The organism is Mesorhizobium sp. L103C105A0, assembly GCF_000502215.1.
In the GTDB taxonomy this organism is placed as follows: Bacteria; Pseudomonadota; Alphaproteobacteria; order Rhizobiales; family Rhizobiaceae; genus Mesorhizobium.
This window is the reverse complement of sequence record NZ_AYXF01000010.1, coordinates 34,891-46,945: the sequence shown is the minus strand read 5'-3', so window position 1 is coordinate 46,945 and position 12,055 is coordinate 34,891. Positions and strand designations below refer to the sequence as shown.

Here is a 12,055-nt window from a genome sequence, read left to right as displayed (position 1 = left end):
TAAGAGCAATTCCAAAAATCGAATGACACCGGGAGGCCTGCCATGAAAACGCGCGTTGCCGTCATTGGAGCGGGGCCATCCGGTCTGGCCCAGCTCAGGGCCTTCAAGTCGGCTGCCGACAAGGGCGCCGAGATCCCCGAAATCGTCTGCTTCGAAAAGCAGTCGGACTGGGGCGGCCTGTGGAACTACACCTGGCGCACCGGCCTCGACGAGCATGGCGACCCCGTCCACGGCTCGATGTACCGCTACCTCTGGTCGAACGGACCGAAGGAATGCCTGGAATTCGCCGACTATACGTTCGAGGAGCATTTCGGCCGCCCGATCGGATCCTACCCGCCGCGCGCCGTTTTGTGGGATTACATCAAGGGTCGCGTCGAGAAATCAGGCCTGCGCAAATGGGTGCGCTTCAACAGCCCGGTGCGCATGGTCACCTTCTCGGACGAGAGCAGGAAATTCACTGTCACCGCGCATGACCGCACCAACGACGTCACCTACTCCGAAGAGTTCGACAATGTCGTCGTCGCTTCCGGGCATTTCTCGGTTCCCAACGTTCCCTATTTCGAAGGCTTTTCGACCTTCAACGGCCGTATCCTGCACAGCCATGATTTTCGCGACGCCATGGAGTTCAAGGGCAAGGACATACTGATCATCGGCCGCTCCTATTCTGCCGAGGACATCGGCTCGCAATGCTACAAATACGGCGCCAGATCGATCACCTCCAGCTACCGCTCCAAGCCGATGGGGTTCAAATGGCCGGAGAACTGGAAGGAAGTGCCGCTGCTGCAGAAGGTCGTCGGCAAGACGGCGCACTTCAAGGACGGCACCACAAAAGATGTCGACGCCATCATCCTGTGCACCGGCTATCTGCATTCCTTCCCGTTCCTCACGGAAGAGCTGAAGCTGAAGACCGCCAACCGCATGTGGCCGGACGGGCTCTATGAGGGCGTCGTGTGGGAGAAGAACCCGAAACTGTCCTATATCGGCATGCAGGACCAGTTCTACACTTTCAACATGTTCGACGCCCAGGCCTGGTTCGCCCGTGACGTCATCATGGGCCGCATCAAGCTGCCGTCGGGACAGGCGATGGCCGAGCACGGCGCCAAGTGGCGGGCACGCGAAGAGACGCTGGAAGACGCCGAGCAGATGATCTGGTTCCAGGGCGACTACACCAAGGAACTGATGGACCAGACCGACTATCCCGGCTTCGACGTCGAGGCGGTCAACCAGACCTTCATGGAATGGGAGCACCACAAGGCGGAAGACATTATGAGCTTTCGCGACCACGCCTACCGCTCGCTGATGACCGGCACCATGGCGCCATTGCACCATACGCCCTGGCTGCAGGCGCTGGACGACTCGATGGAAAGCTATCTCCAGGTGAAGGGCGTGGCGGCGGAATAGGTCGGCGTGATGCAAAACAATGCGCCGGCACCGGCCCAGTTTCAATTCAGAGGGTAGTCGGGAGCCGCATCGGTCTCCGTCACCTTGACCCACACCAATTCGCTATAATAGGCACCCTCCGGGCCGGTGCCGTACATAGACAGCCTGTCAGCCATCAGCAGATGTGTCATGTCGTTGAGTGCCCGGCCGGTCGGCTCCTCGGGCCAGGCGAAGACGCCGTCGGTTTTGGCGCCGAACCTCACATCGGTGCATCCGAAATCGATCTCGACCTTCCACGACAGCAACGGCCTGATATCGCTGAGCGGCGGGCGCGGCGGATCGGGCTGCTCGAAGTGATGGTCGACCGAGACTCTCGTCGGCACTGCCGGCGTGATGCCTTTGGCTTTGAAGGAGGCGATGGCGTCGTCGCCAAATCGTGCGAGCAGGCCAGCGTGCCATAACCGGTAGGTCGCGCGGAAAAAGCCGCTGACCCGGATAGATTTGCCATCGTTGTTGAAGACGTTCACAGCGGCGTAGAAACGGCGCAGTCGTGGCGCCAGCGCCCGCCAGTCGCATTCGGCCGGTGTCCCCGGCGTCGCGATGAAATCGTCAAGCAGATCGCTGCCGCGCACATTGGCGTTCAGCACCGTGCAATCCTCACCATGGATATGCCAGTGCCGCCGGAGCTCGGCTGCTGCGATGCCGGGCTTGCGCAGCTCTTCCACCGAGGCGCGAACCCGAGCAATCGCGTAGGACGTAGCCGCATCCAACGTCTCAAACCCCGAAACCACATGCTCGCCGGTCATGGCCATGTCGAAGACGACGACAGTAAAAGGCGGTTCGCGCTGATCGGGCATTCGGCAGCAAGCTCAGGCTGGTCGAGGATGAAGCAGCTTTCCGCGCGAAAATGCGTCAAAGTCAAGAGCTGGAGCGCGGCCTGCCATTTCCAGAAGAGGCGAACTCCAGAAGAGGCGAAACCGTTCTATCCGAGCCGTGCTTGAGCTTTCGCGGCTCAGGGGTCGAAGACCGACCGCGATGATGTCGATGGCATGCTATTACCAGCCCCCGAAAATGCCGCGACCCTGGACCGTGCGATGAACACTTCCTGGCCGAGATCGCGTGTGCCGGCCACGGGGCAGGTGATGATCATCACTTCAATCCAGCGGATAGTCGGGAGGCGCCTCCGTCTCGGTCACTTTGGCGGTTAGTATCTCGCAGTCATTGGCCCAGTCGGGGCCATCGCCGCGCATGGCCATCATGTCGGCCATCAGCAGGAACTGCATGGTTCTGAGCGCCCAGTCGGTCGGCTCTTGCGGCCAGGCGAAGATTCCGGCGGCGTCGCCACCGAACTTCACGTCGTGGCAGACAAAACCGACCTCGACCTTCCAGGATCGCAGCGTCAGGCCTGGCGGCGGGTAGGGCGGGTCGGGAAGCTCGAAGTAATTGGCGACCATGAGCTTCGTCGGCTCCGCCGGCTCGATCCCCTTGGCTTTGAAGGCGGCAATGGCGTCGTCGCCAAAGCGCTCGAGGAGGCCGTCTCGCGTCAGCCTGTAGATCGAGCGAAAGAAGCCGCCCGCCCAGACGGATTCGTTGTTGCCGTTGGAGATCAGCAGCGAGGCGCGGAAGCGGCGCAGCCTGGGCGCCAGCGCCTGCCAGTTGCACTCGGCTGGCGTCGCCGGCGTCGCAATGAAATCGTCGAGTAGATCGCTGCCGCGCACTCCGGCGTTCAGCACCGAACAGTCTTCGCCATAGAGCTGCCAGAGCTGGCGAAGCTCAGCAGTGGCGATGCCGGGCTTGCGCAACTCCTCCACCGAGGCGCGAACCCGCGCAATGGCGTAGGACGTCGCCGCCTCCAGCGTCTCAAACCCCGAAACTACGTGCTCCCCGTCCGGCTCGCCGGTCTTGGCCATGTCGAAGACGAGTACGGCAAAAGGCGGTTCGCCGGGATTGGACATTCAACAATTATCCTAGTCTTGCCCGCGCCTTCGCCGTCCAGGCATTGAACAGCCGGTCTGCGACGATGCCGATGAAAGCGATGGCGAGACCCGCGACAATGCCGCGTCCGGAATCGGCCTTGGACAGCGCGATGAAGACTTCCTGGCCGAGGTCGCGTGTGCCGACCATGGCGCAGATGATGATCATCGCCAGCGCCATCAGGATCGTCTGGTTGACGCCCAGCATGATTTCGGGAAGCGCCAGTGGCAATTGTACCCGAAAGAAGGTCTGGCGCGGCGTGCAGCCGGAAACCTTCGCCGCCTCGATCAGCGCCGGTGGCACTTGCCGGATGCCGTGATTGGTGTAGCGGATCGCCGGCACCACGGCGAAGGCGACCGTGGCGATCATGGCGGTGACGTCGCCGACCCGGAACAGCATCACCACAGGAATGATGAAGCAGAAGGACGGCAGCACCTGCAGCGTGTCGATGATGGGCGTGACGATCTTTTCGAAGCGGTCGCTGCGCGCGGCCATCAGGCCAATCGGGATGCCGATCAGGCAAGCGATGAAGGCCGAGATGCCGCAGAGATAAACCGTCGCCATGGTCTTTTCCCACAGGCCGGTGACGGCGCAGAAGGCGGTCAGCGCGGCGACGAAGGCGGCGAGACGCAGGCCACCGAACTGGTAGCCGGCGAGGCCGAGCAGGGCCACCGCGCCGAGCCACGGAAAGCCTTCGCAGAAGGCGCGCAGCGGGTTCAGTACATTGAGGATGAGCGCCACGCGAAACGCTTCGATCACGTCGAAGAAGTTGATCGTCACCCAGCTCACCGCCGCCTTCCACAGTGGCGCAGTGGTGAAGGTGATCGCCTTCGGCACCGCCGCGAAGGCCGGTACGAACAGGCCGAGCAGCGTCGTCACGACCAAGATGGCGATGGCCTGCGACAGATTGGGATAGCGCCGCCAAACGCTCTGGTTCGCCTGCCGTTGAACGTGGCCTTTTGCCTGCTTATGCGCGATCGCCTGGCTGAGCCGGTCGAGCGCGATGGCGAGCGCCACAATGGCGAGCCCGGCTTCCATCGCTTCGCCGACCTTCAGCGCACGCAGCGCCAGCAGCACGTCGTAGCCGAGGCCGCCGGCGCCGATCATCGAGGCGATGATCACCATGTTCAGCGCCAGCATGATCACCTGGTTGACGCCGATCATCAGTGTCGGCCGCGCCGACGGCAGCAGCACGCGCCACAATTTCTGCCGCGCCGTGCAGCCGGCCATCTCTGAGAAATCGTCGATCTCTGACGGCACCCGCGACAGGCCGAGCATCGTCGCCCGCACCATCGGCGGCGTGGCGAAGATGGCGGTGGCGATCATCGCCGAGACCGGGCTGTTGCCGAACAGGAGCAGCATCGGGATGAGATAGGCGAAGGTCGGGATGGTCTGCATCAAATCGAGGGCAGGTGAGATGATCAGCCGCTCGGCCCATGGCTTGCGCCACGCCCAGATGCCGGCGAACAGGCCGGTGACGATGCAGAACGGCACCGCGATGGAAATCAGTGCCAGTGTCAGCATGGCGCTGGTCCATTGGCCGAACAGCGCGGTGTAGAGGAAGCAGCCGCCGACCAGCATGCCGAGTTTTCTACCGCCCACGGCGTGCCCGGCGATGAAGGCGGCTACGCAGACGCCGATCCAGGACAGGCGCGGCAGGAAATAGGCATCGGCGCCGTGACCAATCTTGAAATTCTTGGCCAGCAGGTCGAGCGCGAAATCGAGGGGAACGCCGAGCACCGCGGTGATCGAGCGGGTCAGCCAGGACAAGTTCGGCTTGATCCAGCGCATCAGCGCACTGACCCAGTCGGCGACGGGAACGACCGCATCGGCCGGATAGTTGACGGCCCAGGGCAGTCTGTCCTGCAGCAGAAACACCACCAGCACGGCGGCCAGCGCCAGCGCCCAGACCAGCAGCCAGCGCTGAACCGGTGGCCTCGTTTGGCTGGCGCTTGCCGTCACCGTCATGCGCCGGCTCTCGTATGCTCGATACCGGCCAGCAACTCGATCACCGATTGCGGCGTCACCTCGCCGATCGGCCTGCCGCTGCCGTTGACCACGGCGAAGGGCTTACCCGACGCGACAATGCTGGCCGAGAAGCTGGCGATCTTGGCGTCGGGCAAAACCGTGCCGCCGTGCTCGGCGCCATCGCAGGCACGCATCAGGCTGCGCGCCGAAATCACCTTGGCGCGGTCGACATCGCGGGTGAATTCGGCGACATAGTCGGTCGCCGGGTTGACAACCAGCTGTTCCGGCGTGCCGGTCTGGATGACCTCTCCATCCTTCATGATGGCGATGCGGTCGGCAAGCCTTATCGCCTCGTCGAAATCATGGGTGATGAAGACGATGGTCTTGTGCAGCATGGTCTGCAGCCGCATCAGTTCGTCCTGCATCTCGCGGCGGATCAGCGGGTCGAGCGCCGAGAACGGCTCGTCGAGGAACCAGATCTCCGGCTTGGTCGCGAGGCTGCGGGCAATGCCGACGCGCTGCTGCTGGCCGCCGGAGAGTTCGCGCGGATAGAAATGCTCGCGGCCGCGTAAGCCCACGAGATCGATCACCTCCCGCGCTCTCGTTTCGCGCGTCGGTCGGTCCTGGCCCTGGATGCTCAGGGGAAAGGCAATGTTGTCGAGCACGTTAAGATGCGGCAGCAGCGCAAAATTCTGGAACACCATACCCATGCGATGACGCCGCAGTTCGATCAGCGCCGCATCGGAAATCTTGAGCAGGTCGTTGCCTTCGAATTCGACCTTGCCGTGGGTCGGCTCGACCAGCCGCGACATGCAGCGCACCAGCGTCGACTTGCCGGAGCCGGACAGCCCCATGATGATGAAGATCTCGCCCTGGCGTATTTCGAGATCGACGGCGCGCACCGCACCCACCAGTCCGGCGGCAGCGACATCGTCGATGCTGGCCTTGCCGTTACGCTCGCGGATGAAGCTGGCCGCGTTCGATCCGAACAGTTTCCAGACATTACGGCAGGCAAGCTTTATCGGCCGCGCATCCTCCGGCGTGCCAGCCGCCTGCGGTTCAGTCGCTTCCGTCATCCAATGGTCCTTCTGGAAAATGGAGATAAGACCCGGCCGCCAGGGCCGGGTCTGGCTTCCAGTCAGGCGATCACTGCGCCCAGGCTTTCCAGTCGGCTTCATGAGCGGCGATCCAGGCGGCCGCGACGTCTTCCGGCGTCTTGCCGCCGAGGTCGATCTCGCCGCTCATCTTGTTGAGCTCATCGGTGTCGATCGTGTAGGCCTTGGCCACCTTGTAGGCGACCGGCCATTTGTCCTTCATGCCGGACCAGGAGTATTTCCAGATCTCGCCATGCGGCTTGCCGCAATCGTATTTGGCATCCGGGTTGGTGCCCCATTTCGGATCGGTGTAGCATTCGGGCGTATACTCCGGGAATTCAACCCACTCGCCCTTGTACTTGGCCGGCGCCCAGTGCGGCGAATAGATCCACAGCATGATCGGCGCCTTGCGCTGATAGGCCGAGTCCAGTTCGGCGAACATCGCCGCGTCGGTGCCGGCATGGATGACGGTGAAGGGCAGCTTCAGCGCCTCGACGCGCTCGTCGTCAAAACCCTCCCAGGTTACCGGGCCGCCGAGATAGCGGCCCTTCGGCGCCGTCTCCGCTGTCGAGAACGCCTCGGCGCATTTCGGGTCCTTCAGCGCTTCCCAATTGGGCAGGCCGGGGCATTTCTCCTTCATATATTCGGGAAACCACCATTCCTCCTTGGCCTTCGGCCCGAGCTTGCCCAGCCGCTCGGTCTGGCCGGTGGCGTCTGAAGCCTTCATCGCCTCGCCGGCCGTCGTGTCCCAGAACTCCAGGCCGACATCGAGGTCGCCATTGGTGAGACCGGTGGTCAGGCTGGAGAGGTAGTCGGCGGTCGGATATTCGACGGTATAGCCGAGCTTTTCGAGGATACCGCCAAGGATCTTGGCGTTGAGGTTGACGCTGGTCCAGTCGAACAGCGCGATCTTGATCGGGTCGTTGGATTCAGGTGCTGCTGCGTGGACCGGTGATGTAAGCGCACTTGCGGTGGCAAGCGCCAAGGCTCCCATTGATAGGTTCGAAATCACACTGCGAAATGACATGCTTGTTCTCCTGTCAAACCATGTGGAAATTTCTTGATCGTTCCCTTCTTGCGTCTTTTCTTGATTGTGTTGGAAAGGCGGGTCGTTACGCAAGCTCGTTCGCACCAAGCCAGTGCCGCGGCCGCAACTTGCGCAGGCGAAATGGTTGCTCGACTTGGTGTTTATGTGATGCCGGGCGGGCCCGCGTCATGGCATCGGATGGATTGCTGCGTGAGCAATCGTCAACAGATCGATCGCCGCTCCAGCGGCGCTCTCAGACGTGCGAGCCATCAAGGTCCCATGATCTCGGCCGGCGAGCCCCGTCCTCGCCAAGGCCGTTCATGGGATGAAATTATATATACCAACGTTCATGCGGCGCAACGGCTGATGCCCTGTGCACTGCGGAATTTCAGACTGGTCGATTGCCAACCGCCAGAGCTGATTCACGACATGATCAGGCCGCCATCGACATTGATGGTTTGGCCGGTGATGTAGGTGGCGTCGTCGCTGGCGAGAAAGCTGACCAGGCCGGACACGTCCTCGCCGCTGCCGGCGCGGCCCATCGGGATGTTCTTCACCCATTCGGCCATCAGCTCGCCGGGCTTGTAGTCACCCATCAGCTTGCCCCAGGCGGCGTCGTTGTAAGCCCACATGTCAGTGTCGATAATGCCGGGGCAAATCGCGTTGACGGTGATCTTTTCCTTGGCTACTTCCTTGGCCAGGCTCTGGGTGATGCCGACGACGCCGAACTTCGACGCCGCATAGTGCGGCGTGTAGATGAAACCCTGCCGCGCCTGGCCCGACGCCGTGTTGATCAGCCGGCCGCCATCGCCATGCTTGCGGATGCGGGCGATCGCTTCCTGACAGCACAGGAACACGCCCTTGGTGTTGACGGCCATCACCTTGTCCCACTCGGCCTCGGTCATCGCCTCGATCCGGGCGATGGTGATGACGCCGGCATTCTGCACCGAAATGTCGACACGGCCGAATTCCTTCTCGGCGAGATCGTAAAGCGCTGTAACCTCATCCTTCCTGGTCACGTCCATGCGCATCGACGCGACCTTGGCGCCCGCTGCTTTCAGGCCGGCGGCGACGTCCTCGACGCGGGCATCGATGGCGCTGACCACGATCGCGGCACCTTCCTCGGCGAAGCGCTTCGCCATCGCCGCGCCGATGCCACCGCTCGCGCCGGTGATGACCGCAGTCTTGCCTTCAAAACGCTTCTGCATCTTTTCTCCTTACCAGCAGACAAAACCGCCATCGACGATCAGGTCGATGCCGGTGACGTAACTCGCGGCGCGGCTGGCCAGGAACACGGTCGGGCCGACCATCTCTTCCGGCGTCGCCATGCGCCCCATGGGCGTGTCGCGTTCGAAGATCTTGATCTGTTCGGCGACCTCCGGCCGCTTGTTCATCGGCGTCAGCGTGTAGCCTGGGCTCACCACATTGACGCGCAGGCCGCGATCGGCCCATTCCATGGCGAGGCTTTTCGACATGTGGATGACCGCCGCCTTCGACGAATTGTAATGCGCCTGGGTCAGGCCGCGATTGACGATCGAACCCGACATGGAGGCGATGTTGATGATCGAGCCCTTGCGCCGCGTCAGCATGGCGCGCGCCTCGGCCTGGCAGGACAGGAACACGCCGCTGACATTCACGTCGTAGATATTCTGCCATTTTTCCAGCGGCAGCGTCTCGGCCGGCTCGGCCCCGGCGATGCCGGCATTGTTGACGGCGATGGTCAACGCGCCGAGTTCGTTCTCGGTGCGCTCGATCGCTGACGCGAGATCGGCCTCCGACGTCACCGTTCCGGTCAGCACCAGCGCCTTGCGGCCAAGTGCCGAAATCTTGTGCGCCGTCTCGTCCAGCCCGCCCTTGGAGGTGTGGCCGAAACAGGCTATGTCGGCGCCGGCTTCGGCGAGCCCGATGGCAATGGCCTGGCCAATGCCGCTGCCGGCGCCTGTTACCAGCGCTACGTCGCCGCTGAGATCGAATAGTTTCATGTTGTTCCCCCTCCTGAAATGAAGGGGCGCCAGTTTTTGCTGGCGCCCCGCGCGGTCCGGTCCTTGGGAGGATACCACCTGCTGCGCTTTGTTCCGACTCCTGTCCTCAGCTCGTGGCGAGTTCCATCACCGCGACATTGCTCGCCTCGCTGCGGTCGAGAATGCCGCGCTGGCGGCCGCGGCTCAGCACCAGCACCCGGTGCGACAGCCCCAGCACCTCCTCGAGGTCGGAGCTGACCACCACCACCGCCATACCGGAGCGGGCGAGGTCGGCGATGACGTCGTAGATCGCTGCGCGCGCACCGACATCGATGCCGCGCGTCGGCTCATCGAGGATGAACACCTTCGGCGGTCGCGACACCCATTTGGCGATGATCACCTTCTGCTGGTTGCCGCCGGAAAGCTTGCTGACCGCCTGGCCAGGTTTGCCCTTGACCCCGAGCCTTGCGATGCCGGCTTCGGCGAATTTCTGCACCGCTTTCGGAAACACCCAGCCTTTCGGCGCGACATGGTCGAAATTGCCGAACGCCAAATTCTCGCCGATGGTCTGGTCGAGCACGACGCCTTGCGCCTTGCGGTCTTCCGGCACCAGCACGACGCCGGCCTTGATGGCTGCCGCCGGCCCGCTGAGATGCACCGGTTTGCCGGCAACGCGCACCGAGCCCGACGAGATCGGATCGGCGCCGGCGATCGCCCGCACCAGTTCGGTGCGGCCGGCGCCGATCAGCCCGGCAATGCCGAGGATCTCGCCTGCTTTGACCGAGAAGGAGACGTTGTTGAAACTCTTCTCCGGCGAAGACAGGTTGTCGACCTCGAGCAGTGTTTCCTCGCGCGGCGGCGTCAAGTGCGGGAACATCCGCTCGACCGAGCGGCCGACCATCTGCTCCACCACGGTGCGCACGGGAATATCGGCGCGCTCGTGGCGGGCGACGATGCGTCCGTCGCGCATCACCACCACGCGGTCGGCAATCTGCGCGATCTCGTCGAGACGATGGCTGATATAGATGAAGGACATGCCTTCCGCCTTGAGCTTGCGGATCTGCTGGAACAAAAGCTCCGTTTCCTCGCCGCCGAGCGCTGCGGTCGGTTCGTCGAAGATCAGCAATTCGGCATTCAGCGTCAGGGCCTTGGCGATCTCGACCTGCTGCTGGGCGGCGATGCGCAGCGTGCCCACATTGCGCTCGGGCGAGACGTCGAGGCCAAGCCGCTTCAACTGCGCCGAGGCCCTGGCGTTCATCTCGGCGCGGTCGATGCGGCCGCCGCGCATCGGCAGGCGCCCGACATAGACGTTCTCCGCCACCGACAGATCCGGCAGCAGCTTCAGTTCCTGGTGGATCATGCCGACGCCGGCATCGATTGCCGCGGCAGGCGAGGCGGGGGAATAGGGCTTCCCCCGCCAGATGATGGTGCCCGCGTCGGGCCGGGTCGAGCCGGCGATGATGTTGGACACCGTCGACTTGCCGGCGCCGTTTTCGCCGAGCAGCGCCACGACCTCGCCCGGCCGCACCTCAAAGCTTGCATCGGCCAGGACCTGGACCGGTCCGTAGCTCTTGCAAAGGCCGTTGACGAAGAGCCCGTTGTGCGGGCTTTCGCTGTGGCGAGGATCAGGAGACATCGTGGTGCTCTCTTAAGCGGTGCCGTTCGTTACGGATGCTTGGCGATGAACTGCTCGACATTGTCCTTGGTGGTCAGCGTCGCATCCTGCAGCTGCTCGGCCGGAACGCTTTCGCCGGCCACCAGCTTGATCGCCGCATCGACGGCGAGACGGCCCATGCCTTGCGTCTGCTGCGTCGCGGTGACGTCGAACACGCCGTCCTTCAGCGCCTTGAGTGCGGCCACGTCGCCATCGAAGCCGGCAACCCAGACCTTGTGGCCGGGATTGGCGACCTTGACCGCCTGTGCCGCACCCAGCGCCAGCGCATCGGCCTGGCCGATGACGATGGAGACATCGGGATGCGACTGCAGCAGGTCCTGCGTCAGCTTGAAGCCTTCGTCCTGGTGCCAGCCTTCGCTCCACAATTCGCCGACCACCTTGATATCGGGATAGGCCTTGAGCGCTTCGCCGCAGCCCTTCGAGCGATCCACTTCCGGCGTGGTGCCCTTCTGGCCGTGGATGATGATCAGTTCGCCTTTGCCGCCGGCCTGCTTGGCGATGTAGTCGCACACCGCCTGCGCCGAGGCGACGCTGTTGGTGGCGATGAAGGTGTCGCCGGGCGCGCCGTCTGCGTTGCGGTCGACATTGACCACCGGAATGCCGGCGGCCTTGGCGGTCTTGGTCGGCACGGTGGCGGCTGTGGCGCCGGCCGGAATGTAGATCAGCGCGTCGATGTTCTGCGTGATCAAATCCTGTACCTGGCTGACCTGCGTTGCCGAATCGCCCTTGGCGTCGACGGTGACGATCTCGATGCCCTTCTCCTTGCCGTAGGCTTCGACCGACTGCTTGATCTGGTTGAAGAAGTCGGCCTGCAAATTGGCCACCGCGAGGCCGAGTTTCTTGGCCTCCTTGGCCGAGGCCATGTCGGTCAGGCCGAGCAGGGGAATGATTGCGGCAGCGGCGAGCAGCAGTGAACGTTTGGTGAGCATATGTTTCCTCCGTTGATAGTCAAACTGTCCCGCCAGCGCATCGCGCC

10 protein-coding genes are annotated in these 12,055 nt (G+C 63.2%); 1 reads left to right on the top strand and 9 read right to left on the bottom strand.

Features of this window, described 5'->3' with window-relative positions:
* Positions 1 to 42: 42 nt before the first annotated feature.
* Entirely contained in the window at positions 43 to 1,401 is a 1,359-nt protein-coding gene (locus X727_RS142175; protein ID WP_023709929.1) for an NAD(P)/FAD-dependent oxidoreductase, read from the top strand.
* 41 nt (positions 1,402 to 1,442) lie between these two features.
* Here X727_RS142175 and X727_RS1000000165710 read toward each other — a convergent pair whose 3' ends face one another.
* The 9 genes from X727_RS1000000165710 to X727_RS142210 form a co-directional block, all read right to left on the bottom strand.
* On the bottom strand, positions 1,443 to 2,237 hold the full coding sequence (locus X727_RS1000000165710; RefSeq protein ID WP_023825992.1) for a hypothetical protein: 795 nt from the start codon (positions 2,235 to 2,237) through the stop codon (positions 1,443 to 1,445).
* Positions 2,238 to 2,534: 297 nt separating this feature from the next.
* A complete protein-coding gene (locus X727_RS1000000165705) occupies positions 2,535 to 3,335 on the bottom strand; it encodes a hypothetical protein (RefSeq protein ID WP_023825993.1) in 801 nt (266 codons plus the stop codon).
* A gap of 7 nt (positions 3,336 to 3,342) precedes the next feature.
* Positions 3,343 to 5,322, bottom strand: a complete 1,980-nt coding sequence (locus X727_RS142180; protein WP_023834836.1) for an ABC transporter permease subunit — start codon at positions 5,320 to 5,322, stop codon at positions 3,343 to 3,345.
* On the bottom strand, positions 5,319 to 6,398 hold the full coding sequence (locus X727_RS142185) for a glycine betaine/L-proline ABC transporter ATP-binding protein (RefSeq protein WP_023825995.1): 1,080 nt from the start codon (positions 6,396 to 6,398) through the stop codon (positions 5,319 to 5,321). Before X727_RS142185 ends, X727_RS142180 begins: the two co-directional genes overlap by 4 nt.
* Positions 6,399 to 6,468: 70 nt before the next feature.
* Positions 6,469 to 7,443, bottom strand: a complete 975-nt coding sequence (locus X727_RS142190; protein WP_023732157.1) for an ABC transporter substrate-binding protein — start codon at positions 7,441 to 7,443, stop codon at positions 6,469 to 6,471.
* Positions 7,444 to 7,865: 422 nt separating this feature from the next.
* Positions 7,866 to 8,651, bottom strand: a complete 786-nt coding sequence (locus X727_RS142195) for an SDR family oxidoreductase (RefSeq protein ID WP_023834835.1) — start codon at positions 8,649 to 8,651, stop codon at positions 7,866 to 7,868.
* 9 nt (positions 8,652 to 8,660) lie between these two features.
* A complete protein-coding gene (locus X727_RS142200; protein ID WP_023752581.1) occupies positions 8,661 to 9,425 on the bottom strand; it encodes an SDR family oxidoreductase in 765 nt (254 codons plus the stop codon).
* Between the two features lie 106 nt (positions 9,426 to 9,531).
* Positions 9,532 to 11,040: a sugar ABC transporter ATP-binding protein gene (locus X727_RS142205; RefSeq protein WP_023752582.1), complete on the bottom strand. Its 1,509-nt coding sequence runs from the start codon at positions 11,038 to 11,040 to the stop codon at positions 9,532 to 9,534.
* A gap of 29 nt (positions 11,041 to 11,069) precedes the next feature.
* Entirely contained in the window at positions 11,070 to 12,008 is a 939-nt protein-coding gene (locus X727_RS142210; RefSeq protein ID WP_023684414.1) for a sugar ABC transporter substrate-binding protein, read from the bottom strand.
* Between the last annotated feature and the right edge of the window lie 47 nt (positions 12,009 to 12,055).